Source organism: Mesorhizobium sp. NBSH29 (assembly GCF_015500055.1).
Taxonomy (GTDB): domain Bacteria; phylum Pseudomonadota; class Alphaproteobacteria; order Rhizobiales; family Rhizobiaceae; genus Neomesorhizobium.
The window spans coordinates 2336874-2360451 of sequence record NZ_CP045492.1 but is presented as its reverse complement, the minus strand read 5'-3'; the positions used below and the strand labels follow the sequence as shown (position 1 = coordinate 2360451).

Annotated in this window: 24 protein-coding genes; 17 read left to right on the top strand and 7 right to left on the bottom strand. The window is 56.5% G+C overall.

The genetic code is table 11. The annotated features are described in order from the left end of the window. Positions 1-12: 12 nt before the first annotated feature. From GA830_RS11745 to GA830_RS11735, 3 genes are all read left to right on the top strand, one after another. Positions 13-453: a hypothetical protein gene (locus GA830_RS11745; protein ID WP_195162036.1), complete on the top strand. Its 441-nt coding sequence runs from the start codon at positions 13-15 to the stop codon at positions 451-453. A gap of 15 nt (positions 454-468) precedes the next feature. Then, a complete protein-coding gene (locus tag GA830_RS11740) occupies positions 469-1197 on the top strand; it encodes a ribonuclease T2 family protein (protein ID WP_195162035.1) in 729 nt (242 codons plus the stop codon). A gap of 91 nt (positions 1198-1288) precedes the next feature. Next, positions 1289-1885: a glutathione S-transferase family protein gene (locus GA830_RS11735; RefSeq protein ID WP_195162034.1), complete on the top strand. Its 597-nt coding sequence runs from the start codon at positions 1289-1291 to the stop codon at positions 1883-1885. A 67-nt stretch (positions 1886-1952) separates the two neighbouring features. Here the strand turns inward: GA830_RS11735 and GA830_RS11730 are convergent, their stop codons facing one another. Next, positions 1953-2624, bottom strand: a complete 672-nt coding sequence (locus GA830_RS11730; RefSeq protein ID WP_195162033.1) for an outer membrane protein — start codon at positions 2622-2624, stop codon at positions 1953-1955. A gap of 392 nt (positions 2625-3016) precedes the next feature. Here GA830_RS11730 and GA830_RS11725 point away from each other — a divergent pair, with 392 nt between their 5' ends. From GA830_RS11725 to GA830_RS11705, 5 genes are all read left to right on the top strand, one after another. Continuing rightward, entirely contained in the window at positions 3017-3781 is a 765-nt protein-coding gene (locus tag GA830_RS11725) for an SDR family oxidoreductase (RefSeq protein ID WP_195162032.1), read from the top strand. Between the two features lie 83 nt (positions 3782-3864). Then, on the top strand, positions 3865-5871 hold the full coding sequence (gene uvrC / locus GA830_RS11720) for an excinuclease ABC subunit UvrC (protein ID WP_195164921.1): 2007 nt from the start codon (positions 3865-3867) through the stop codon (positions 5869-5871). 118 nt (positions 5872-5989) lie between these two features. After that, a complete protein-coding gene (pgsA, locus tag GA830_RS11715; RefSeq protein WP_195162031.1) occupies positions 5990-6580 on the top strand; it encodes a CDP-diacylglycerol--glycerol-3-phosphate 3-phosphatidyltransferase in 591 nt (196 codons plus the stop codon). Between the two features lie 2 nt (positions 6581-6582). Continuing rightward, positions 6583-6834: a molybdopterin converting factor subunit 1 gene (gene moaD, locus GA830_RS11710; protein WP_195162030.1), complete on the top strand. Its 252-nt coding sequence runs from the start codon at positions 6583-6585 to the stop codon at positions 6832-6834. Between the two features lie 4 nt (positions 6835-6838). Beyond that, positions 6839-7309 carry a molybdenum cofactor biosynthesis protein MoaE gene (locus GA830_RS11705; protein WP_195162029.1) on the top strand — a complete coding sequence of 157 codons (471 nt, stop codon included), beginning with the start codon at positions 6839-6841 and terminating at the stop codon, positions 7307-7309. 114 nt (positions 7310-7423) lie between these two features. Here the strand turns inward: GA830_RS11705 and ndk are convergent, their stop codons facing one another. Further along, on the bottom strand, positions 7424-7846 hold the full coding sequence (gene ndk, locus GA830_RS11700; protein ID WP_195164920.1) for a nucleoside-diphosphate kinase: 423 nt from the start codon (positions 7844-7846) through the stop codon (positions 7424-7426). A gap of 94 nt (positions 7847-7940) precedes the next feature. Beyond that, positions 7941-8642 (bottom strand): glutathione S-transferase family protein, encoded by a 702-nt coding sequence (locus GA830_RS11695; protein ID WP_195162028.1) that lies wholly within the window; start codon positions 8640-8642, stop codon positions 7941-7943. A 66-nt stretch (positions 8643-8708) separates the two neighbouring features. Between GA830_RS11695 and GA830_RS11690 the strand changes: the two genes are divergently transcribed. From GA830_RS11690 to GA830_RS11680, 3 genes are all read left to right on the top strand, one after another. After that, on the top strand, positions 8709-9221 hold the full coding sequence (locus GA830_RS11690) for a DinB family protein (RefSeq protein WP_195162027.1): 513 nt from the start codon (positions 8709-8711) through the stop codon (positions 9219-9221). 703 nt (positions 9222-9924) lie between these two features. Then, positions 9925-10629: a hypothetical protein gene (locus GA830_RS11685; RefSeq protein ID WP_195162026.1), complete on the top strand. Its 705-nt coding sequence runs from the start codon at positions 9925-9927 to the stop codon at positions 10627-10629. A gap of 113 nt (positions 10630-10742) precedes the next feature. After that, a complete protein-coding gene (locus GA830_RS11680) occupies positions 10743-12620 on the top strand; it encodes an ABC-F family ATP-binding cassette domain-containing protein (RefSeq protein ID WP_195164919.1) in 1878 nt (625 codons plus the stop codon). Between the two features lies 1 nt (position 12621). Here the strand turns inward: GA830_RS11680 and GA830_RS11675 are convergent, their stop codons facing one another. From GA830_RS11675 to GA830_RS11665, 3 genes are read right to left on the bottom strand one after another with little or no spacing between them, the layout of a single operon-like run. Further along, entirely contained in the window at positions 12622-13224 is a 603-nt protein-coding gene (locus GA830_RS11675) for a hypothetical protein (RefSeq protein ID WP_195162025.1), read from the bottom strand. Between the two features lie 39 nt (positions 13225-13263). Next, positions 13264-13713, bottom strand: a complete 450-nt coding sequence (locus GA830_RS11670; protein WP_195162024.1) for a DNA polymerase III subunit chi — start codon at positions 13711-13713, stop codon at positions 13264-13266. Positions 13714-13723: 10 nt separating this feature from the next. Continuing rightward, positions 13724-15214, bottom strand: coding sequence for a leucyl aminopeptidase (locus GA830_RS11665; protein ID WP_195162023.1), 1491 nt, complete (start codon positions 15212-15214; stop codon positions 13724-13726). A gap of 339 nt (positions 15215-15553) precedes the next feature. On the opposite strand from GA830_RS11665, the gene lptF reads away from it, so the two are divergent. The 6 genes from lptF to rsmA all read left to right on the top strand — a co-directional run bounded on the left by lptF (position 15554) and on the right by rsmA (position 23102). Further along, the gene (gene lptF, locus GA830_RS11660) at positions 15554-16759 is read left to right on the top strand and encodes an LPS export ABC transporter permease LptF (protein ID WP_195162022.1); all 1206 of its coding nucleotides are present in this window, start codon (positions 15554-15556) and stop codon (positions 16757-16759) included. Continuing rightward, positions 16756-17841 (top strand): LPS export ABC transporter permease LptG, encoded by a 1086-nt coding sequence (gene lptG, locus GA830_RS11655; protein ID WP_195164918.1) that lies wholly within the window; start codon positions 16756-16758, stop codon positions 17839-17841. Before lptF ends, lptG begins: the two co-directional genes overlap by 4 nt. Positions 17842-17989: 148 nt before the next feature. After that, positions 17990-20254, top strand: a complete 2265-nt coding sequence (locus tag GA830_RS11650) for an LPS-assembly protein LptD (protein WP_374939319.1) — start codon at positions 17990-17992, stop codon at positions 20252-20254. An 83-nt stretch (positions 20255-20337) separates the two neighbouring features. Then, positions 20338-21261 (top strand): SurA N-terminal domain-containing protein, encoded by a 924-nt coding sequence (locus tag GA830_RS11645; protein WP_195162021.1) that lies wholly within the window; start codon positions 20338-20340, stop codon positions 21259-21261. Between the two features lie 9 nt (positions 21262-21270). Continuing rightward, positions 21271-22281, top strand: a complete 1011-nt coding sequence (gene pdxA / locus GA830_RS11640; RefSeq protein ID WP_195162020.1) for a 4-hydroxythreonine-4-phosphate dehydrogenase PdxA — start codon at positions 21271-21273, stop codon at positions 22279-22281. Then, positions 22278-23102: a 16S rRNA (adenine(1518)-N(6)/adenine(1519)-N(6))-dimethyltransferase RsmA gene (gene rsmA, locus GA830_RS11635; RefSeq protein WP_195162019.1), complete on the top strand. Its 825-nt coding sequence runs from the start codon at positions 22278-22280 to the stop codon at positions 23100-23102. Before pdxA ends, rsmA begins: the two co-directional genes overlap by 4 nt. Positions 23103-23122: 20 nt before the next feature. Here rsmA and GA830_RS11630 read toward each other — a convergent pair whose 3' ends face one another. Next, entirely contained in the window at positions 23123-23548 is a 426-nt protein-coding gene (locus GA830_RS11630) for a DoxX family protein (RefSeq protein WP_258045416.1), read from the bottom strand. Between the last annotated feature and the right edge of the window lie 30 nt (positions 23549-23578).

The window sequence follows — 23578 nt, the reverse complement described above, 5'->3', positions numbered from 1 at the left end:
GGAGACCGTGCCATGAAAATTTTCTCTGTACTGTTTGTAGCCGCCATCGGCCTCACACATGCACTTTCTCCGGTGGCTACGGCTCAGGCGGCAGATTTAGCTGTCGGCACGTACCAAGAAGATCAGGGTATTTGCGGCGAGCCGAAGGTGTTGAGGCTGATCAGCAAGCGCTTCGACTATCAAGTCAGGCATGTTCCGCATCTCCCCAACGTGGGGATTACCGAATTCTACCGCATTTACCAGCATCAGTATCTGCCTGCGAGAGATGAATGGCCGATAGGACGACGCTATTGTGGCGCCACTGTATCACTGTCAGATGGCCAACACCGCGAGATCTGGTACCTGATTGAGGAAGGTCAGGGATTTGCCTCGATCGGCGACAATGTGGAGTTCTGTGTCTCGGGCTTCGATCAGTGGCTCGTCTACAACGGTCGCTGTCGTATCCTCCGCTAACCATCGATTATCGGTATGCACCTAAAATTTGTAATTCCGCTGTTCTTCTGCGCTCTGTTGTCTGTGATTGTCGGTTGCGAACCTGAAAATCAGGCACCAACTCCGATAGCCGGCAATGCTTCACAAGCGGAAAATCAGGGTTCAACCGAATTACCGAGAGGTACGGGATTTGATTTCTACGTTCTATCGCTTTCATGGTCGCCCAGCTACTGCGAGGCAGAGGGTGAGGACGCCAACCGCCAGCAATGCTCCGCTGGGCGGCCGTATGCCTTCGTGGTCCATGGGCTTTGGCCGCAATATGAACGCGGCTATCCGGCGGATTGCACGACGGAAGAGAGGGAAGTTTCAAGCGAAACCCTGCGTACTCTTTATGACATCATGCCTTCAGGCGGCTTGATACGCCATCAATGGCGTAAGCACGGAACCTGCACTGGTCTTTCTCAGAAATCCTATTTCAAGGTTTTGCGCGCGGCTCGAGAGCGCATTTCAATACCGCCGGAGTTCGTTCAGTTGCAAACTTACCAGACGATTGCGCCAAGCGTGGCGGAGCAGGCTTTTCTGGACTCCAATCCGGGGCTCTCCAAAGAAGGCATCAGCGTTGACTGCGATCGCCGCTTCCTGAGAGATGTTCGAATTTGCATGACGCAGGATCTTCAGTTCCGACCTTGTCGTGAGGTTGACCGCCGTTCCTGCAGGCTGCCTAAGGTCGTCATGCCGCCGGTGAGGGTTGGGCGGTCAGGTTGAATTTTTGCCGCAAGGCATGTTTTCGCGATGGTGTTGCTGCAACCTGTGCCATCGGCGTAGCTTGCGGTTTCGAAATTTCAGGGGACCATTCATGTCAAAAGTCTATGTCAGTTCAGCCTCGCCTTACAGCTGCAAGGTATTGATGGCGGCGCTCCACGCCGGCATCGTCGTTGAGGCCATTGCAACAGAAGCCAGCAAAGAACCTGCTGAGCTCCTAGCAAGCAACCCGCTTGGCAAAATTCCATCCATGGTAACCGATGAGGGTGAAGCAATTCACGACAGCCGGGTGATCATTCAATATCTCAACCGCCAATCGAAGGGTGTGCTTTTTCCGCGCAATCCGCAAAAGCGCACCGAGGCTGAAAAGCTAGAGGCTCTGGCCGACGGGATCTGCGATTGCCTGCTTGCGCAGGTCTATGAAAGGCGCTTTCGCCCCGAAGACAAAGTTCACCAGCCGTGGATCGATCGCCAGATGGTCAAAGTGCAAAGGGCGCTGGACGAACTCAATGCCGCACCGCCGAAGCTCACCGGCAAGGTACATGCTGGACACATGGCCTTGCGCGCCACGCTCGCTTATATGGAACTGCGTTTTCCTGGCCAGTGGGCCAAAAGCCGAACCAAGCTGAAGCGCTGGGCCAAAAAATTTGATGAGAAGAACGCCGCGCTGGTTGCGCTTCTTCCCGCCTGACATGGCAAACAAAAGAGACCGGACGTTGCCGTCCGGCCCCTTTGCAGTACATAACTTTACGCTTGGATTAGAACTTCATACCAAGGCCGAACATCACGCGGTGGTTGCGCGAATCTGATTCTACAGTTGCGCCGTTGATCGCGTAATCCTTCGAACCAAGGTCGGTGTAGCGGTATTCAAGGCGGCCAAACACCTGCTGGGTGATCTTCACATCAGTACCAACACCAGCTGTCCAGCCCAGATGGGTGTTGCTGTCATTGCTGCCCGTGATCTGATCCCGCAGCTCAATGTTCTGCAATGCGCCACCAGCGGTACCATAGATCAGGACGTCCGGTGTCACAGCGACGCCGAGGCGGGCACGCAGCGAGCCGTCGAGCCCTGCCTTTGATTCAATACCGGCGTTTTCACCTTTGTAGCCACCGTAACCCAGATCGCCTTCGAGACCGTAGACGATGCCGTTGTTCTCAATCTGATATCCGGCGAAGCCGTGTGCCAGGAAGCCATCGGTGTCGATCCTCAATGATGGATCACCGACCTCGGTTCGGCTAGAAAAGCCGTAGCCAAGGGTCACACCGGCGTATGGGCCGGACCAGGTGTTGATCGGAGCCACTTCCATAGGGGCAGCAGGCACCGGTGCATCTTCCATGACAGCATCAGCTGCGAAGGCCGGGGCCATACCGAGTGCGATGAGCCCGAAGGCGGCCGCGGTAGAACGCGCGAACTTCATATTGGCTTTCATTTCATAACTCCTTAGCCACAACGAACGCGTGGCATTTTCCAATTTTGATCCTCTGACAAACCGCGGGGGTAACGGCTGTCACATCAGACAGTTCCAATTTCGTCGCGAAATAAGGCTGCAGCGCACCTGAAAATGGGTGATTTTCCGGCTCGATAAAGGCGGAAGGGTGACGTTGCGGAATAGCCACACCCCTGTCAGCAACCTTGGCGGAACCATCTAAAGCCGGCTTGGTACAAGGGGTTGGAGCACCTATATCTACGTATCGCCCTCCCCTTAAAACGGAGCCAAGGGGCGACTAGGCAGCACAATGCCATATTGCTGCCGCAAGTGCAGAAGCAACCGACAGTGTGATTGGGGCAAACCTCCAAAAATTCGTCGACAGGAAAGAGTAGATGGCCGCACCTATCAGAACGGCGCTGGTGACTGGCGGGGCGCGGCGCATCGGCAGGGCAATAGTCGAGGATCTTGCCCAGAATGGATTTGCGGTCGCGATCCATTACCATCGTGGCGCCGAAGCAGCAGAATCACTAGCGAATTCCGTGAGGGCGGCAGGAGGCACGGCCATGACAGCCGGTGCAGACCTGACCGACCGCGATCAGATGAAGGCGCTTTTGCCCCGGGTCGTTGCGGAGCTTGGCCCTGTCGGGCTCCTGGTCAACTCCGCATCGCTGTTTGGTGACGATGGGCCGACGGAGATTGACTGGATCCAATGGGATCGGCACTTCGGGATCCATCTGGAAGCACCGGTCGCGCTGGCCAATGCCTTTGTCCAGCACTTGCCTCCCTCAGACGAAGGATTGATCGTCAACATCATTGACCAGCGTGTATGGCGGCTGACCCCCCGCCATTTTTCCTATACGCTCTCTAAGTCGGCCTTGTGGACGGCAACCCAGACGCTCGCACAGGCCTTGGCGCCGCGCATTCGCGTCAATGCCCTCGGCCCTGGACCGACGCTTGCCAATGAGCGGCAAGATCAAAGAGATTTTCAAGCCCAGCTTGATGGCCTGCTTCTGGGTTATGGCCCTGATCTCACCGAGTTCGGTGCCACCATCAGGTACCTGTGGGAGGCACGGTCGGTTACAGGTCAAATGATCGCCATCGACGGAGGGCAGCATCTTGCGTGGGAAACGCCGGATGTGACAGGCATGGTGGAATGACGAACGACACAAAGACGCCCCCTGTTGGCACGCATGATGCGAAAGCCAGCAATGACATTGCAGGCTTTTTGCCGGGTGCCGAGATGGAAGACGAGGACCTCACTCCCGACGGTTTAGGCATCACGCCCTCAACTGACGGACCGGCATTGCCGTTTGTGGCAATCGACTGGGAAGCCCATGCGGGTGACGCTGAGGGTATGCTGGGTGCCGAAGTCATCCAGACACTAGTCAAGCAGCTTCCCAATTCACCGGGCGTGTACCGCATGATCAATACGGCTGGCGACGTTCTCTACGTGGGGAAGGCCCGTAATCTCAAGAAGCGTGTCACCAATTATGCGCAAGGGCGATTTCACACCAACCGTATCGGACGGATGGTGCGTGAGACCTCGACGATGGAATTCGTGGTTACGCGTACCGAAACCGAGGCGCTGCTGCTTGAAGCAAACCTGATCAAGCGGTTGCGACCGCGCTTCAATGTTTTGATGCGCGACGACAAATCGTTTCCTTACATCATGATGACGGACGATCACCCCTCTCCCGGTATTTTCAAGCACCGTGGCGCGCGTTCACGAAAAGGCGAGTACTTCGGCCCATTTGCTTCAGCTGGCGCCGTTGGCCGCACTATCAACTCGCTGCAGCGGGCTTTTCTCCTCAGGACTTGTACGGATTCGGTATTTGAGAGCCGCACCAGGCCCTGTCTGCTCTACCAGATAAAACGTTGTTCAGGTCCATGCACTGGCGAAATCGATGCCGAAAGCTATGCAGAACTGGTGCACGAGACCAAGGATTTTCTGTCGGGCCGCAGCCAAAACGTGAAGTCCGCGATTTCGCTGGCCATGCAGGAAGCTTCGGAAGAAATGGATTTCGAGCGTGCCGCGATCTATCGCGACCGACTGGCTGCCCTTTCGCATGTCCAGAGCCACCAGGGAATCAACCCGCAAGGGATTGAAGAAGCCGATGTTTTTGCCATTCATCAGGAAGGCGGTCAGGTTTGTATCCAAGTGTTTTTCTTCCGCACCGGGCAGAACTGGGGCAACAGGGCCTATTTCCCCAAAGCCGACCCGGCTTTGGAAGCTGGAGAAATACTCGGCTCGTTTCTCGCGCAATTTTACGATGACAAGCCATGCCCCCGACTTCTGCTGCTTTCGACCGATGTTGAGGATCAACCAATACTGGCCGAAGCGCTGACAACCCGGGCCGGTCACAGAGTCAATGTTTCAAGGCCCCAGCGCGGCGAAAAGAAAGACCTTGTCGATCACGCGCTACAAAATGCGCGGGAGGCCCTAGGGCGTCGACTTGCCGAAACGTCGACACAGGCGCGGCTTCTAAAAGGATTTTGCGAAACATTTGGCCTCGAAAAGCAACCGCAGCGCATCGAAGTCTATGACAATTCACACATTATGGGCACCGCAGCGGTCGGAGCTATGGTGGTCGCCGGCCCCGAAGGCTTTGTCAAAAACCAGTACCGAAAATTCAACATCCGCTCGACCGATATCACACCAGGCGATGATTTTGGCATGATGCGGGAGGTCATGGAGCGGCGGTTTTCAAGGCTGTTAAAGGAACAGGGCCTACCGGGAATTGTCGAGAACAACATCATGGAGGACGAGGATCTTGGTGCCACAGGCTTCCCCGCGTGGCCGGATGTGATTCTGATCGACGGCGGCCAGGGTCAAATGTCGGCTGTACGGAAAATCCTTAATGAGCTTGGCGTTTCAAAATTCGTTACTGCCATCGGCGTGGCGAAAGGTCAGGACCGCGAAGCCGGGCGTGAGCGCTTTTTTATGCTTGGACGGGAATCCTTTTCGCTTCCCGTACGAGATCCTGTCCTTTATTTCGTGCAGCGTCTGCGCGATGAAGCGCATCGCTTTGCCATCGGCACCCACCGCGCGCGGCGCAAGAAAGAGCTGGTGCGTAACCCTCTCGATGAGATCGGCGGCATCGGTCCCGGTCGCAAGCGAGCTCTCCTGCTGCACTTCGGAACGGCCAAGGCGGTGAGTCGCGCAGCGATGGGTGATTTGATGGCTGTGGAGGGAATTTCGGAGTCAATTGCGCGCCAAGTTTACAACCATTTCCACGAAAACGGCTGAAATGGGTACATTTTGAACTCAAACTATCGAATTTTGACCGCGCAATGGCGCTGTTGCGATTGACCCACACCATCGCGGGCTGCTTTGACTAGCCCAATCACAAATAGCAGCAGGCATCATGGCTCAACGCGCCTTCAATCTTCCCAACATCCTCACTTACGCAAGAATTCTTGCAGTGCCATTGGTGGTGCTCTGCTTCTTTCTCGAAGGCAGGTTGCAGTCGACGGATTTCGCCCGCTGGTCGGCGCTGGGCATCTTCCTGGCGGCAAGCATCACGGATTATTTTGACGGATATTTTGCACGCGCCTGGAAGCAGACATCGAATATCGGTCGTATGCTCGACCCGATCGCTGATAAATTGCTGGTTGCTACCTGTCTGCTGCTGCTGGCCGCCGATACCGACCGTACCATTGCAGGCTGGTCTCTGTGGGCTGCCATTATCATTTTATGCCGCGAGATTCTTGTTTCTGGCCTGCGGGAATATCTGGCGGCTCTGAAGGTCAGCGTGCCGGTAACGCAACTTGCGAAATGGAAGACTGCCATTCAGATGCTGGCCATTGCCGTACTGCTCGCTGGACCGGCTTTGGACAAGATGATTTCCTACGCTACCGAGACGGGAATTGTGCTACTTTGGATCTCGGCGATCGTCACGCTCTACACTGGCTATGATTATTTCCGCGCTGGGGTAAAGCACATCATGGAAGAGTAGCCGTGAAACTCATCTATTTTGCATGGGTTCGAGAACGCATTGGCCTCTCAGAGGAATATCTTTCGCCCCCCGGTGACGTGAAGACCGTGGCCGACTTATTGCACTGGCTAAAGGGCCGCGGCGATGAGTATGAGGCGGCGCTGCAGTTTCCAGAGGTGATCCGGGTTGCTATCAATCAGGAACATGTCGACCACAAGCAGAGCATCGCCGGCGCGCATGAAATTGCACTGTTTCCGCCGATGACCGGGGGCTGAAGCCTTGACGATCTCCGCTCAGCCTAATGTGCGCGTCCAGAGTGAGGATTTCGACATTGCCGCCGAAATTTCCGCCGTGACGGCGGGTCGCGGCGATATCGGGGCCGTGGTTACGTTTTCCGGCCTGTGCCGCGACGAAAAGGGAGCGTTGGCAGCGCTCGAACTGGAGCATTACCCCGGCATGGCCGAAACGGAAATGTCACGGATCGCAACCGAAGCGATGCAGCGCTGGTCGCTCTGCGGCATGACGGCTATTCATCGCTATGGAAAAATACTGCCCGGCGAAAACATCGTATTGGTCATCGCTGCTTCGGCGCATCGCAACGCCGCATTCGATGCAGCAAATTTCATGATGGATCACCTGAAATCAAAGGCACCGTTCTGGAAAAAAGAACACAGACCTGATGGATCATCAGGTGACTGGGTCGATGCCAAGGACATTGATGCTGTTGCCATCGAGCGCTGGAAGAACTGAGGTCTTGCGACCCACTCCGGCGGATAGGTGCATATGCATTAAAAAAACCGGCACTTTCAGTGCCGGTTTTTTATATTATTTCAAAAGCTTCGCTGTCTCAGGCGAGAAACTGATTCACCCTACGATTTCGGTACCGGAGAACCAGTAGGCAATTTCTTCGCGTGCGGTTTCGGGAGCGTCTGAGCCGTGCACGGAGTTCTCGCCAATCGACAGGGCATGCACCTTGCGGACGGTGCCAGCATCGGCGTTTGCCGGGTTGGTCGCGCCCATCACTTCCCGGTTCCGGGCGATGGCATTTTCGCCTTCCAGAACCTGCACAATGGTTGGGCCCGACGACATCGAGTCAACCAGTTCCCCGAAGAATGGACGCTCCTTGTGTACCGCGTAGAAACCTTCGGCTTCGCGGCGGCTCATCCAAACGCGGCGCGATGCGACGACGCGCAAGCCAGCGTCTTCCAGCATCTGTGTAATAGCGCCCGTCAGGTTGCGACGCGTAGCGTCGGGCTTAATCATCGAAAAAGTGCGTTCAATAGCCATCATGTGTCCTTGCAGGTAAAAGCGGAAAGTGGCGGGTCTTTAGATCAATTTTCTGTCGAACGAAACCCGTCCCGTGCTTTGGCATGCCCAGTCCTCAGAAGCGGCTGTCGACGGCAGACACAGCCTTTCCGGCTGCCCCATGTAGATCGAGGCAACGTTCGAACCAGGCCGAGATAACATCGTCTTCCGCCAATGGCTGGAAGGGCGATATGACGCGCATCCACTGCAATGCACCAAAAATGATGTAATCTGCAAACAGAGGGGTTTGCCCGCCGATCCAAGGGTGGAACCCAAGCGTCTGGCGCAGAGGTTCGAGCGCATGGCGGAAAGCGACCAGCCCGGCCTCGCGCCCGGCAACGACCTCCTCGAGTGTCCTTTTGTAGCGTGCCTCGCGCGTTGAACGGAAATACTCCTTATCCTGCGCGCCCAGCCGCTCGTGAATATCGACTAATGCGGCCGAGCCCAGATAAGGGTGCAGCGTTGATTGCGACCAACGTTCTATGAAGCGAGCCATCGCCTCTCCTCCCGCCCCGCCAAAAAGCGTGGGGCGGTCCGCGTAATTCTCCTCAAGGTACAGAGCAATCGCAAAAGAATCGGCGACGACGGTGTCCCCATCTCGGATAACAGGCACAATTTTTGGCGCACCGCCCTCGATTTTGGGAATTTCGGTAAAACGGACCGGTATGCTTGTAAAATCCAATCCCTTGTGTGCAAGCGCCATCCTGGTCTTCCAGCAATGCGGGCTGAACGGTCTGGCGGGATCACTGCCGACGAGATCATAGAGTGAAATGGTCATTGACTTCTCCTGCGCGACGCGTCTGGCTGGTAAGCTCCGTTCTCCGCAAACCACAAGACAGGGTCAATGAAAAAGCATTATGCCATGTTCGCCGCTTACAATCAGTGGGCCAACCAGCGGATCTACGCAGCCGCCGGAAGGCTGAGCGATGAAGAGTTCGAGCGCGATACCGGCGCATTCTTCCACTCTATGATGGGAACGCTGAACCATATTCTCGTTGCCGACCGTGTGTGGATGAAGCGATTCACCGGTGAAGGTGAAGCCCCTGCAACGCTCAATACAATCTTACATGCAGATTTCACCTCCCTCAATGTCGCCAGGAATTATGAGGATGTACGGATATGCGACTGGATCGAAAGCCTTGACCAAAACGGTCTGACTGGACGGTTCACCTATATGACAGTGACCGATATGCGCACTATCTCGCAGCGCCTTGCGCCTGCGCTTGCCCATTTTTTCAATCACCAGACCCACCACCGTGGTCAGGCCCACACGATACTGACCGCACTCGGGAAGCCGTCTGAACAACTTGACCTAATTGCCTTCCAGCGGTCAGAGGACGGAAGAGCATTCGCCTAAATTTATGAAGTTTCGAATTTTTGCAGGTCCAGTCAACTGGCTACGGATAACCGCCTAGCTCCAGTACTAGGCGATATCAATTCCGGGATCGGCGCGCCGGAATGGGAACCACCCTCCCAGCGAAGGGGGTGCCGTCTGCAAGGTATCAGCGCCGCCAAATTTGAGTGCAAGCGCTGTCGTTCGCGCTTCCTGGACAGGAAGACTCCTTTGCGCGGTCGGGATTTTTACAACCAACTGCAACATTAAATGGATAGAGTTTTAGCTATTCTATTTGCCACTACAGAACAATGTTCAATTTTAAATATCTCCTGCGACAATTTTTATTGTAACCTATACTTGTGCTCGCCCGAATTTGCTCGGGTACAATTCGAAACACACAGGAGAGAATGATGGCAACGAACAAATTTCGGCTGGCCACAGTCCTTGCAACTAGTGTCTTTGTGTTCTGCCTGAGCGGCCCTTCAGGGGCGCAAGGAATCGGCGGCGGCAACAAAGGTGGATTTGGCGGCTTCGGTGGTCTCGGGGGTGCAGCTGGCGGTCTTGGCAGTCCGGACAATCAACTGGCGCCGGCGGCGCCCTCGGCGGCCTTGGTGGTGCACTAGGAGGCATAACCGGCGGCGATACTGGCGCAGCAGGAAGTTCTCTCGGGGGGTTGACCAGCGGCGATGGCCTTGGTGGCGCCCTCGGAAGCGCGCTTGGCGGAATGAGCATTGGTGACGCCGGCGGGCTTAACGTCGGCGGTGCAAACGGCATCAGCATGGGACCTAGTGAAAATGGACCGCTCGGCGCGAGTGCCAATGTGGGTGGTGCGAAGGGCATTAGCGCCGATGTGGGCGCAGGCATCGGCACCAGCAAGGGCGTCGCCAATGCGGGTATCGATGCCTCAATCGGTGGGACCGCTGGGGCGACTATCAAAAGCGATACATCGGTACTCGATGGTAAAAGTGCCGTTGATTCCCGGACGACAGCATCAGTCGGCGGCACAAACGGAATCAATGCAACCAGCAACACATCGGTCCTCGACGGCAAAAGCGTTGTCGATTCCAAAACGACCGCAAGCGTCGGAGGTACAAGTGGCGTGAAGGCCGGTGTCGGAACCACGGTCGGCGGCAAGTCGCTCGCAACCATTGATGTTGATATCGGTACAGGTGGCGGTAAGTCGACCGTAACCAAAGGCACTAGCGGTACCAACGGAACCAACGGTAAAAATGGCAAGAACGGCACAAACACGGTGACCACGTCTCGGCAAACGTCTTCCACCACTAATAATGCGCTTGGATATTCCGCACTTGGTGGCATGCAGAGCGGAAAGATCAGTATGATGAAAAAGCGCTGCATTGATGTCGTGGCCAATGCGGGCAGCTATGATCGCGCTTTGGTTGAGCTCTGTCTGGCCCTTGCCAAATAAATTAGGAACCTGATCAAATGGGCACGCAACGCTGCGTGCCCATTTTCGCATAGCAATGAACGTGGCCACAACCCCTTGCGATAAACCGCAGGAGCGTGCAAAAGCGCCCCGCCATGCTTATCCTCAATGACATCTCGCTGCGCATCGCCGGGCGCCTTCTCCTTGACCATGCGTCTCTGACCCTGCCTGCAGGGTCAAAGGCCGGCCTTGTTGGCCGAAATGGAACCGGGAAGACTACTCTCTTCAGAGCCATCACCGGCGATCTTGCGACCGAGACCGGCACGATATCGATGCCGAAAAGCACGCGCATCGGCCAAGTGGCGCAGGAAGCACCGGGCACTGAAGATGCCCTCATTGAAATCGTATTGCAGGCGGACGTAGAGCGCGCTGCCCTTCTCGAGGAAGAAAAAACGGCGACGGATGCTAATCGCATCGCTGATATCCACATGCGGCTCGCCGATATTGATGCGCATTCTGCGGAGGCGCGCGCTGCTACAATTTTAGCTGGACTTGGTTTTGATGCCGAAGCGCAAAAACGCCCTGCGTCCTCGTTCTCGGGAGGCTGGCGCATGCGGGTGGCCTTGGCGTCCGTACTGTTTGCTGAACCGGACCTTCTTCTTCTCGACGAGCCTACCAACTATCTCGATCTTGAAGGCACGCTGTGGTTGGAGAATTATGTCGGGAAATATCCCCACACAGTTCTCCTGATTTCGCATGATCGCCATCTGTTAAACCGAGCGGTCGATTCAATCGTACACCTCGACCAGCAGAAGCTGACCTTCTGGCGCGGTGGATATGACCAGTTCGATCGCCAGCGCGAAGAGCAGCAGATCCTGCAGGAAAAGAGCCGGATTAAGCAGGATGCAGCCCGAAAACATATGGAATCGTTCGTCGAGCGCTTCCGGGCCAAAGCTTCAAAAGCGCGGCAAGCCCAATCGCGGCTGAAAGCGCTTGAGAAGATGAAGCCGATTTCGGCGATTCTCAACGACTCGGTAAAGCCTTTCGATTTTCCAGAGCCGGTGAAGACCGTTGCGTCGCCCATCATCGCCATGAGCGGTGTTTCGACCGGTTACAGCCCGGACAAGCCGGTACTGAAGCATCTTGATCTGCGCATCGACGAGGACGACCGTATCGCGCTTTTGGGTTCAAACGGAAACGGGAAGTCGACGTTCGCCAAACTTCTTGCCGGACGCCTCAAGGCGCAGACGGGCACTATGACAATCGCACCTGGTTTGAAGGTCGCGATTTTCGCGCAGCATCAGATGGACGATTTACGGCCGGAGGAGAACGCGGTCGACCATGTGCGGCTTCTGATGCAGGGTGCACCGGAAGCCAAGGTGCGCGCGCGCGTTGCGCAGATGGGATTGGCAACAGAGAAGATGCATACTGCCGCCAAGGACCTTTCTGGCGGCGAGAAGGCCCGTCTTTTGATGGGGCTTGCTGCGTTTGACGGCCCGAACCTTCTTATCCTCGACGAACCGACCAACCACCTGGATATCGATTCGCGCGAAGCGCTGGTCTATGCGCTGAACGATTATTCCGGCGCGGTGCTGTTGATCTCTCACGATCCGCATCTGATCGAAGCCACCGTCGATCGGCTATGGCTGGTCAAGGACGGGTCGGTAAAACCCTATGAAAACGACCTTGCGGAATATCGCCGCGAAGTGACAGGTGACGCTGGCGACCGACGCCAGCGGCGTGAACAGGACAAGGCGTCGAAAGCCGACCGCCGCCGTGAGGCTGCGCAGCGTCGCGCTGCGATGGAGCCGATCGCCAAGGAAATTCGAGCAACCGAAGCGCTGATGGACCGCATTCGCAAACGCATCGATGCTATCGAAGATGAACTTGCCAACCCGGCGATCTACGAAAAAGATCCCTCGACCCCCACGCGACTTGCCAAAGAGCGCTCGCAACTTGCGGGCACTCTTGCTGGTCATGAAGAAAAGTGGCTGTCGCTTTCTGCGGAATATGAGACTGGCACGACCGAGTAGGTCAGCCAGCACCCCTGCCCCACCGGCCAGTCGGTGGCTGAGAGTTTGGATTTGACGGTGTTTTCCTGCCTCGCGCCATCGCGAGCACAAAGCCGATAAATCCGATCGCCGCGAGGATAAACCCGCCCGGGCGAATCCGCGGATCCACCATCGACACACTGCGCAAGATCAGGTGAACGGAGCGAATGGTAGTTGCAACGCCTTCCGCGTCACCTGGTGTGATTGTGAACCGATAAGATGTGTCCTTGGTCGCGGAGATCGTGCCGGCGTTGTCTGAATAGATTTTTTCCTGCGTCTGCGGATTGATTTCGCGTGGCTTCGTGGTGGAAAATGTTAAAGGCTTGGCGAGCAACGTGCGGCCATTGCTATCTGCAACAACGGTCAATGCAGCGCCTTGGCCAGGCTGCCATCCAACAGCTGTCATCTCAATTTCCACCACAAAGGGTGCATCCTCGGCTTTCACTGACAGGTCGAGAGGTAAATATGCATCAGCCTGTTCCGCTATGGCCCACTTCCCGATCGCGCGCTCCGCATCTGGCGACAGTGATGGGTAAAAAATCGCCGCAATCCCGAGGAGAAAAACCAGAAGGTACAGTACGCGCATTGAAGTGTTGTCCCTGAATCTTGCTGGGGCCCGGAGGCCTCAGGCTTTGCGTTCCCAGCGCTTTTCCGGCGTCTGTTGCCAGTACGTAACGTCGTGGCCAGCGGTCTTCATAACTTTCCAGTGACGGCGTGCGGCCTCCAACTGCGTGGCATCGTGACCATCGAACATAAACACCGCGCGCTCATACGATTTTAGGTCTGGCGGTTCGGCGCCATCGACCAAGAATCGTATCTCTGCACCATTTGGACTACCGTCCGCGATGGTAAGCAACACGGGTTGTTCTTCCGGATACGGATCCTGGTCGGTCGCATGAGCGAGAAAGCCATCATCACGAAACGTCCAGAAATGGGTATCAAGCGCGTCGCGACGTTCCTCGGTTCCGGTCTGGACAACCGCCTTCCAGCCGCGCTGCAAACTGCGTTCGACCAGCCCCGGGAGCGCATCATAGAGGGTCGATTCAGTCAGGTGATAAAAGAGAACTTCGGCCATGATCTCCAGCTCAGGTCTCGTAGTTGTCACGCACCAAGCGGTCGAGGAGCCTGACTCCGAAGCCTGATCCCCAAGACTGGTTGAATTCGCTTGAAGGACTGCCCATCGCGGTGCCGGCGATATCAAGGTGCGCCCAGGGAGTGTCTTTCACAAAGCGCTGAAGGAATTGCGCAGCAGTGATAGAGCCACCGTAGCGGCCACCAATATTCTTCATGTCGGCATTCTTCGAATCAATCAGTTTGTCGTATTCGGCACCGAGCGGCATGCGCCAAAGCTTCTCTTGCGTCGCAAGGCCCGCGGTCAGTAGGCGAGTGGCGAGTTCGTCGTCGTTGGAAAACAGGCCGGCGTGGTGCTGCCCGAGCGCCACCATCACGGCGCCTGTGAGGGTGGCGAGGTCAATCATCAATTTAGGCTCGAAGCGCTGATTGCAATACCAGAGGGCATCCGCAAGGATCAAACGGCCTTCTGCGTCCGTATTCAAGACTTCGATGGTCTGCCCCGACATTGAGGTGACGATGTCACCAGGGCGCTGGGCATGGCCGTCAACGCTGTTTTCGACGCAGGCAATGATGCCGACGACATTTGCTTTGGCCTTGCGGGCAGCCAAAGCGTGCATCAGACCGGTTACGGCTGCCGCGCCGCCCATGTCGCCCTTCATGTCCTCCATGCCCGAAGCCGACTTTATTGAGTTGCCGCCGGTATCAAACACAACGCCCTTGCCGATGAACGCGATCGGCTTTTCCTCGGCCTTGCCGCCATTCCAGGACATCACCGCCATGCGTGCGGGGCGCGGCGAACCTTGGGCTACGCCAAGCAGAGCCCCCATTCCGAGCTTCTTCATATCCTTGTCAGTAAGAATTTCGACCTTCACGCCGAGCGATTCCAGCGCGCTGGCATGATCGGCAAATTCGACAGGGCCCAAAATATTGGCTGGCTCGTTGACGAGGTCGCGGGCGAGCAAAACTCCGTCGACAACCCCTTGCACTTCGGCAAACGCCTTCCTGGTTTTGGTCGGATCTGCGCACAGGATGGTGAAGTGGGGCGGTTTGCGATCTTCAGCCGTGTCTTCCTCGTCCTTTTTCGTTTTGTATTTCGTAAAAGCGTAAGCGCGCAGAAGAATTCCAGATGCGACACTGGCCGCCTCGCTGGCTCCGGCGTCCACGCCCGCAGCGTCGAGGATAATCGATATTTCCACCGACTTGCGCGCATGCGAGAAGGCAACGCCGCCAAGTTTGAGCCATGAATGTTCGGTGAGTGCCGTCGATTTGCCGAGCCCAAGCACCACGATACGGTCGCAATCGGCGCCCTGCGGTGTGAGAATTTCAGCGGAAGTACCGCTCTTGCCCTCAAAGCCGGCGACTCTGAAGGCGTTGTCCAGAACACCCGCGGGATCGCACCGGCGCGCGGTCGCGCTCAGCCCATCTTCGGACGAAAGAAGAATGACGGTGCCCTTTTTCGGTACGTCGATTTTGGCGAAGCTGATTTCGGGCTGCGTGGTCATGAAGATTTCCTTCGGCGGTCAAGATGGGTGATGTTGGTTGTTTTGAGGGCTATGGCAAGGCTTTGGCGAGGCAGCAAGCGTCAAAACGTCGACAGGTAGATGCCATAGCTGGCCGCTGCGCGCCTGGGTGACGCCACATCACCATTGCCTGCACACTCATTTACAGAGTATTAACTCTGTTTCTTGGGTGTTTTTTATCCAATTTTGCCCACAGTTTTACGCATGGTAAGCGTGGCATACCGACGTTCGGTAGCACCGCGAGCCCAGATGCATAGCGGAAGCTATTCTTTGGCGGCGCTTCGGCGCATAACCTGATGTGAATACGGATCCGCAGTGTTTATGAAAGTCGTCGAACGCTATATCCTGCGACGCGCATTTGTCGTCTTTGCCGCGGCACTGTTCTGGACGCTGGCAATTGTCTGGACGACGCAGGTGCTGACACGCATAGACTTTGTGACGTCCAGCGGACAGTCGGCTCTGGCATTCTTTGAACTGGCAACGCTTGTCCTTCCCTCGGTGATTCCCGTTGTCATTCCGTTTGCCGTGGCGATTGCCGTCGCACAGACATTGTCGATGATGAACGGCGATTCCGAGCTTGTGGTGATCAGCGCAGCCGGCAGCTCTCGATTGGCCACGATCCGGCCGATCCTGCTTCTGGCGGCTGGCGCCAGCATGTTGTCGTTCGTCGTGGACAATGGCATCGACCCGTTCGCGAGACAACGCGCCCGTGAATTGGTTTCAACTGCGCGCGCCGATTTGCTGTCCACGGTTGTTCAAGAGGGAAGCTTTCGCAAGATTGACGAAGGGCTGTTCGTGCAGATTGCAGAGCGTCTGCCCGACGGCAAACTTGGTGGAATTTTCGTGGCCGATTCACGCGAGAAGAATGTTGACCTCGTCTACTACGCGCGCGATGGCGCGGTGATAGACATGGATGCGAAAAACGTCCTGCTGATGAGCGACGGGGTCGTCCATCGCAAGACTGTTGGCGCTAGTGTGTCGGTTATCAAATTCAACTCTTATGCGTTTGATCTATCGGCCTTTTCATCGGCAGCTTCGCAGATCGTGCTCTTCGCCAAAGATCGGACACTGGGGTCTCTGTTCAATCCGGACCCGAACGACCCCGTTTACATGAAAGCGCCGCAACAATTCCGTGCGGAACTGCACCGGCGACTGACAGAGTGGGTCTATCCGCTGGTTTTTGCGCTGATTGCGCTGGCCGTTGCGGGCGATGCCCGCTCGCATCGGCAGGCGCGCATCCACCCGATCGTTACTGCCCTCAGCTTCGCACTTATTGTGCGATGGCTCGGCTTTTTTGTGGCAAATGAGGCCCAAACTGCACCTGCATTCGCGGTTGCGGTCTATTTGGTACCAATTATGGCATCCGCTATTTCGATCTGGTTCATCCTAACGCTCCGAAGCATGGAATTGCCGGTAACGTGGGCCGATAACGCTGCCGCCTTTGTCCGCCGTATCGGTGACAGGATTATCCTTGTCCGCCATCGGCTGCTGGGCCACCCGGTCCCTGACGTTAAGGGGCACAGCTGATGGGCTGGACACTCGGACGCTATTTCTTCTTCCGTTACGTATCAATCACACTGTGGTTCTTCTTCGGTATTTTTGCGCTGGTGTTCATCATCGATTTCACCGAATTTTCCAGCCGCGCTGCTGGACTGCCTGGGTACACGGTGCAGCTTGGGCTCGCACTGTCGGCGTTGCGCGTGCCCATGGTCATGCAGCAGGTGGTGCCATTTGTCGGACTTTTTGCAGCAATGGCGACACTCGTATCGCTCAATCGCAAGTACGAGCTGGTGATCGCCCGGTCTGCCGGCATTTCCGCATGGCAGTTCCTGCTGCCGGCATGTCTTGGTGCGCTGCTGTTTGGCATCCTCACCATCACGCTTCTTAATCCTCTTGCTGCTTATGGGTTCTCACGGGCTGAAAATATCGAGACTGCTCTTCGATCGGGCAAATCAAACGAGGTTTCGGCCTTCAGCGCTCCATGGATTCGCCAGAAAACTGACGAGGGAGAAACCATCATCGGCGCTCGCGCTATCCTCAGCCAAGGGTTGGAGCTAGCCGATGCTGTTTTCTTCCGTTTTGACAGCAGCGGCGACATCTCTAAACGGCTTGATGCTAAGCGGGCCTTCCTGCGAGATGGATACTGGGAACTGATTGATGTGACCGAACTCAACGGAGCGAGCGAAGCAGCTATTCCGTCGACACGGATCAAGACCAATCTGCGACCCGAAATCGTACAGGAGCGGCTGGCGAGGCCTGAAACGATCCCGTTTTTCGAGCTGCCCGCGAAAATTGAAGTCGCACGTTCCTTCGGTTTGAGAGCAAACGCTTTTGCCATGCAATTTCACTCGCTCGTTGCCTTGCCGCCGCTGCTCGTTGCCATGACTCTCATTGCCGCAACGGTTTCGATGCGTTTTGAGCGCATGGGGCAATCTGCAACGATGATTCTGGGTGGCGTCGTGGCCGGCTTTCTGCTTTATGTGATATCGGTTCTGGTGAAAGCATTCGGAACAGCGGGATTCGTGCCACCCGTCATCGCGGCTTGGTTCCCGGTGATTGTGGCATTGTTCTTTGGGGTGACATTCCTACTCCATAAGGAGGACGGCTAAAGTGTTGTTGGCGCGGGCCAATATCTGCTCGTCGGCTTTGCTGGCGCGCCTGCTTGGCGCGACGGCGATAGCGTGCGTGCTAGCTTCCAGCCCGTCCAAGGCACAGGACGTTGAGCTGGTTGCGCCCACCCTTCCTGCCAACGCACAAATGCTGCTCGAGGCAGACACTCTTGTCTACGACAACGACGCTGATACAGTTACAGCCGTCGGTGGCGTGCAGATCGATTACGGTGGCAACAAGCTGGTGGCGCAGCGCGTCACATATGACCGCAAGTCCGGACGCTTGATCGCCAGCGGAAATGTCGCGCTTGAGGACGGCACTGGCACCAAGGTATTTTCTGAAAAGATCGACATCACAGATGACTTTGCCAACGGCTTCGTCAATGCATTGCGTATTGAGACTGCCGACAAGACTTACTTTGCTGCTGAAAGCGCCGAACGTAAGGACGGCTTCCTGACGACCTTTAACAATGGCGTCTATACCGCATGCGCGCCCTGCGAGGAAAATCCAGCCAAGCCACCAATCTGGCGGATCAAGGCCCAGAAGATCGTTTGGAACGGCAAAGCCAAGACAGTCCGCTTTGAAAACTCAAGGTTTGAATTTTTTGGTCAGCCGCTGGCGTTCCTGCCCGCGTTTGAAGTCGCCGATCCTACCGTTAAGCGTAAGACAGGCTTCCTGATCCCTGGCGTCGCTTACAAGAGCGACCTGGGCGTCGGCTTCAACATTCCGTTCTATATTGCGCTTGCACCGACCTATGATCTTACGTTGCACGGGCGTTACTACACGAAGCAGGGCTTTCTGGGCATGGCCGAGTGGCGCCAGCGCTTTGATAACGGCCAGTATAATCTTAAAATCGCGGGCATCAGCCAGAAAGATCCCGACCAGTTCGGGTTCAACACAGTCGATGGCGGCACCGTTGGTGATCCGAAAAAATTGCGCGGCATGGTCGGAACCAAGGGTGATTTCGCCATCAATCCACGCTGGAGTTTTGGCTGGGATATTCTGGCCCAGTCTGACAAGAATTTTGCCTACACCTACGGCATTCCCGGTCACAGCAGTTTTGTTCAGCAAAGCCAAGTTTATCTGACAGGTCTCAACGATCGTAATTATTTCGACATGCGAGGGATGCGTTTCCAGGTCCAGGAAAAGTTTCTCGACGGGAATTCCAGTGCCCGCAGCGAAAAACAGCCTTGGGTACTGCCTTCAGTTGATTATGCCTACACGCCCGACGCGCCGGTTTTTGGCGGTGAGCTGAATTTCGATGTCAATGCGCGTGTCATCAACCGCGATCGCTTTGACGGGAGTTCGGCAGTGCCTGCAGTGCGCGGCGTTGAAGCCACCAATAGCCGTCTCACCGCTAGCGCCGAATGGAAGCGGTCGATGATCACCGATGCGGGTCTAGTGATCACGCCGATGTTTGATGTCCGTGGCGATGTTGGTCAGGGCAGCACAACCTCGGGTTCGGTGGGGGCCATCAATACTATGGCACATAATCTTAGCGGTCTCGAATACAGCCAGGACGGGTCGCGTTATGGCACTGTCGCCTCCGAAGTTCGATCCGCATACAACCGTTTCATGGCATCTGCGGGTCTAGAACTGAGATGGCCGGTATTGTTCTCGTCCACAAGTTCGAGCCATATTCTGGAGCCTATGGCGCAGCTTTTCGCGCGGCCTGACGAGCCCTATGGCGGCACACTCGGAATCGCCAATGAAGATGCGCAGAGCTTCGTCTTCGATGCGAGTTCACTATTTGAGCGCGACAAATTTTCAGGCTATGACCGTATAGAGGGGGGTACCCGCGCGAATATCGGCTTCCGTTATGCGGGCAGCTATGAGAATGGCTGGACCACCAACGCATTGTTCGGCCAGTCCTACCATCTGGCTGGCACCAATTCATTCTCCGAGCCAGACCTGGTCAATGCCGGTGCTTATTCAGGTCTCGAGACTGAAACTTCTGATTTCGTCGCGCTTGCAGGCTTTGCCAGCCCGGCCGGCTTATCGGCATCGGTTTCAGGACGCTTCGATGAGCAGACTGCGGAATTGCGACGCGCCGAGCTGAAGGCCGGTTATGCAGCGTCGCTGTTCTCAATCAACGCTAAATACACGTTCATTCAGGCACAGCCGCTTTATGGGTTTGCCGATGATCGCCGTGAAGTCTCACTCGGGGCATCGACGCGGTTTAACGAGAATTGGAAGGTTTTTGGCTCGGGGACCTATGATTTCGAGTCCAGCGTTCTGGTCCGAAACTCGGTTGGTTTTTCCTATGACGACGAATGCTTTTCGTACGCTATGACCTATGCTGAGACCCGCGACCGCGATACCCGCGAAGCGACGCAGAAAGTTGGCTTCAACATATCGTTCCGCACCATTGGCGACTTTGGTAGCGATACAAGTTCGTTCGGCTCGAACTAGGCAATCGGCGACGTCATCGTTTCGCCGCATGAGCAGGACATTGAGCGTGTTCTAATGGACGCTCAAAACCGGGATAGAATGGAATGAATGTGATCAGGACCCGTCTGATTTCGATCGGACTTGGATTGCTGGTAGGCATCGCCGCCTTGCCCTTGGCCGCCAGCGTGCCGGCGCAGGCGACCGAAATAAAATATGTCATCAACAATGAACCGATTACCAGCTATGATATCCAGCGGCGGGCTGCTTTTATCAAGCTGCAGCGCTCCAAGGGCAGTGCATCCGAACAGATGATCGAGCAGACGCTTCATAATCAGGAAGTGAAGCGCCTTGGAATACGCATTCCCGACAAACAGGTCGACGAGGCCTACAACCGGTTCGCCACCGGCAACAAGCTGCAGCCCAAGCAATTGGACGGAATTCTCGATCAGGCCGGAGTTACCAAACGACACTTCAAAGAATTCATTCGCGCCCAGATGAGCTGGAGCCAGGCGTTGAATCAGCGGGCCCGCGGCGGCGGCAAGCGGATGACCGAACAGGAAGCCGTACGCAAGATGTTGCAGCAGGGCGGCTCCAAGCCTTCCGCTACTGAATACATGCTTCAGCAGGTCATCTTTGTGGTGCCCGCTAACGAAAAGGGCTCGGCGGGTCGGCGCAAACAGGAAGCTGATGCGATGCGTCAGCGCTTCAAGGGCTGCGATACCACCCGGCAATTTGCCAAGGGGCTCGTGGATGTGACGGTGCGTGACCTTGGACGTGTGCTTGCACCCGAACTTCCGTCGGAATGGGCTGACGCGATCAAGGCTACATCTGCTGGTTCTGCTACACCTGCAAAGCAAACCGAACGGGGATTTGAGTTTATCGGTGTGTGCAGCTCGCGCGAGGTTTCCGACGACCGTGTCGCGCAACTGGTGCTGAATGGCGAAGCCCTAGGTGATCAGAAAGCCGACGAAGTGAGCAAAACCTACACCGAAGAGCTGCGGAAAAAAGCCCGCATCGTCGAACGCTGAGAGCCTGTCGTGCCGCCTCTTGCGCTGACGGCGGGCGATCCTTCCGGCATTGGTCCCGAGATTTCGATTGCTGCATGGTTATTGCGTGACAGCCATGGCGTTCCACCTTTTTTCCTGATCGGCGACCCGGACCTTCTGAAATCGCGGGCGCGTCTTCTTGGCCTGACGATACCAATCCGTGAAGCGGGACCAGGCGATGCAGAGCAGGCATTTGAGCATGCACTACCCGTATTGCCGCTGGCGGAGGCTTTTGTGGATTCCCCAGGCCAGCCGAGTTCGGTCAATGCCGCCGGTATTATCGCGTCGATAGAGAAGGCGGTGCAATTCTCGCTCGCCGGGGAGGCAAGCGCTGTCGTTACCGCCCCTATTGCCAAAAAGCCGCTGTATGATGCCGGTTTCCTATTTCCCGGTCACACCGAATTTCTGGCGCATCTGGCGCAGCAATTGACCGGCATACCTGCCACGCCGGTGATGATGCTTGCCGGACCGGACCTGCGCACCGTGCCGGTGACCATTCATATCGCCCTGGCCGATGTTCCTTCCACACTGACGGTTGAGATGATTGTCACTGCGGCGCGTACCACAGCCCGCGATCTTTCCCACCGCTTCGGCATTGCTCGTCCGCGGCTTGCCATATCGGGCCTTAACCCGCATGCCGGCGAAGAGGGCTCAATGGGGCGTGAAGACGACGCGATCGTTCGCCCTGCTGTGACAGCTCTGCGCGCCGAGGGCATCGACGCAATCGGTCCGCTGCCCGCCGACACCATGTTTCATGCGCGGGCGCGCCAGAACTACGATGTCGCGATTTGCATGTATCATGACCAGGCGCTCATTCCAGCTAAAGCACTGGCCTTTGACGAAGCGGTGAATGTGACACTTGGACTTCCCTTTATTCGGACCTCGCCCGATCACGGTACGGCCTTCGATATTGCTGGCAAGGGTATCGCGCGACCCGACAGCCTGATTGCGGCACTCAAGCTTGCCCGCCATCTCGCAGACAACCGCGTTGACCCCACATGAGCGTCGATGGACTGCCGCCGCTGCGCGATGTGATTCAGCGCCACCAGATCGCGGCTAAAAAATCGCTTGGCCAGAATTTTTTGCTTGATCTCAACCTCACCAGCAAAGTCGCACGCGTCGCCGGTGATCTTTCGCATCACACCATCATTGAGGTTGGTCCCGGACCGGGGGGGCTGACCCGTGCGCTGCTGATGCACGGCGCGAAAAAAGTCATTGCCATCGAACGCGATGAGCGCTGCCTGGCGGCTCTAGCAGAAGTATCGGAACACTATCCCGGACGGCTGGAGATTGTTTCCGGTGATGCAATGAAGACCGATTTTGCATCACTTGCGCCTGATGGACCAGTCCGGATCGTCGCAAACCTGCCGTATAACATCGGCACGGAGCTATTGATCCGCTGGCTGACGGATACCCGTTGGCCGCCCTTCTATGAGTCGCTCACGCTGATGTTCCAACGTGAAGTTGCACAGCGCATCGTGGCTGAGGCCGGGGACAGCGCGTATGGGCGGCTGGGGATTTTGGCTGGATGGCGCACACGCGCGCATATCGCTTTCGATATCCCTCCTCAGGCTTTTTCGCCGCCACCCAAGGTAACTTCTTCGGTCGTTCATTTGGTGCCGCGGGAGGCACCGCTTGTTGCCGATGTCAAAATCCTTGGCCGGGTGACCGAGGCGGCATTCGGCCAGCGTCGCAAAATGCTGCGCCAAAGCATCAAAATTCTGGGTGGAGAAGCGCTCCTGGACCGCGTCGGTATCGACCCGACTCGTCGGGCCGAAACACTTAGCGTCGCGGAATTCGTCCAACTGGCCAACGCTCTTTAGCGAGCTGCGTCCGACCACCATCAAGCGCGCTCGATGCCTGCCACTCGATCGAGCGAGAAGCGGCCCGGGCCCCATGCGATAAGCGCCAGGGCCATCGCTGCCCATGTGATATGGATCGGCCACCCATCAGGCACGGTAAGCTGCACCACCAGTGTCATTCCAAAAAGCGCCAACGCGGCAGCGCGGGAAAAGAGCCCCACGACGAGAAGGATCGGTAGCAGGATCTCGGCGCTGCCTGAAACAAACGCCATCAAACCGGGTGCGGGATAGCTATAAGGCCCCCCCGGCAAGTGAAGTTTGAACTCATCGCTGAACAGGTAGATGGCGGTGGGGTTCAGCTGCAGGAACCCATCCCATTTGTTGACACCCGAGCGCCAAAACGGAACGGCAAGAGCCAATCGCAGCACGGTTGGCGCGATCCACCCGGATGCGATGTGTGTGGCCATTGCATTGGTCCGCTGCACGTTGGCCGAAAG

Excerpts from the sequence above, each read along its gene's own strand:
- uvrC (WP_195164921.1), top strand. The coding sequence starts at position 3,865 with ATGGAAGACGAGGACCTCACTCCCGACGGTTTAGGCATCACGCCCTCA.
- GA830_RS11745 (WP_195162036.1), top strand. The coding sequence starts at position 13 with ATGAAAATTTTCTCTGTACTGTTTGTAGCCGCCATCGGCCTCACACAT.
- lptF (WP_195162022.1), top strand. The coding sequence starts at position 15,554 with ATGAAAGTCGTCGAACGCTATATCCTGCGACGCGCATTTGTCGTCTTT.
- GA830_RS11665 (WP_195162023.1), bottom strand. The coding sequence starts at position 15,214 with ATGACCACGCAGCCCGAAATCAGCTTCGCCAAAATCGACGTACCGAAA.
- GA830_RS11690 (WP_195162027.1), top strand. The coding sequence starts at position 8,709 with ATGAAAAAGCATTATGCCATGTTCGCCGCTTACAATCAGTGGGCCAAC.
- GA830_RS11685 (WP_195162026.1), top strand. The coding sequence starts at position 9,925 with ATGAGCATTGGTGACGCCGGCGGGCTTAACGTCGGCGGTGCAAACGGC.
- GA830_RS11740 (WP_195162035.1), top strand. The coding sequence starts at position 469 with ATGCACCTAAAATTTGTAATTCCGCTGTTCTTCTGCGCTCTGTTGTCT.
- GA830_RS11630 (WP_258045416.1), bottom strand. The coding sequence starts at position 23,548 with ATGGCCACACACATCGCATCCGGGTGGATCGCGCCAACCGTGCTGCGA.
- GA830_RS11735 (WP_195162034.1), top strand. The coding sequence starts at position 1,289 with ATGTCAAAAGTCTATGTCAGTTCAGCCTCGCCTTACAGCTGCAAGGTA.
- GA830_RS11695 (WP_195162028.1), bottom strand. The coding sequence starts at position 8,642 with ATGACCATTTCACTCTATGATCTCGTCGGCAGTGATCCCGCCAGACCG.
- GA830_RS11675 (WP_195162025.1), bottom strand. The coding sequence starts at position 13,224 with ATGCGCGTACTGTACCTTCTGGTTTTTCTCCTCGGGATTGCGGCGATT.
- ndk (WP_195164920.1), bottom strand. The coding sequence starts at position 7,846 with ATGGCTATTGAACGCACTTTTTCGATGATTAAGCCCGACGCTACGCGT.
- GA830_RS11730 (WP_195162033.1), bottom strand. The coding sequence starts at position 2,624 with ATGAAAGCCAATATGAAGTTCGCGCGTTCTACCGCGGCCGCCTTCGGG.
- GA830_RS11645 (WP_195162021.1), top strand. The coding sequence starts at position 20,338 with ATGAATGTGATCAGGACCCGTCTGATTTCGATCGGACTTGGATTGCTG.
- GA830_RS11650 (WP_374939319.1), top strand. The coding sequence starts at position 17,990 with ATGCTGCTCGAGGCAGACACTCTTGTCTACGACAACGACGCTGATACA.
- pgsA (WP_195162031.1), top strand. The coding sequence starts at position 5,990 with ATGGCTCAACGCGCCTTCAATCTTCCCAACATCCTCACTTACGCAAGA.
- GA830_RS11670 (WP_195162024.1), bottom strand. The coding sequence starts at position 13,713 with ATGGCCGAAGTTCTCTTTTATCACCTGACTGAATCGACCCTCTATGAT.
- rsmA (WP_195162019.1), top strand. The coding sequence starts at position 22,278 with ATGAGCGTCGATGGACTGCCGCCGCTGCGCGATGTGATTCAGCGCCAC.
- GA830_RS11680 (WP_195164919.1), top strand. The coding sequence starts at position 10,743 with ATGCTTATCCTCAATGACATCTCGCTGCGCATCGCCGGGCGCCTTCTC.
- GA830_RS11725 (WP_195162032.1), top strand. The coding sequence starts at position 3,017 with ATGGCCGCACCTATCAGAACGGCGCTGGTGACTGGCGGGGCGCGGCGC.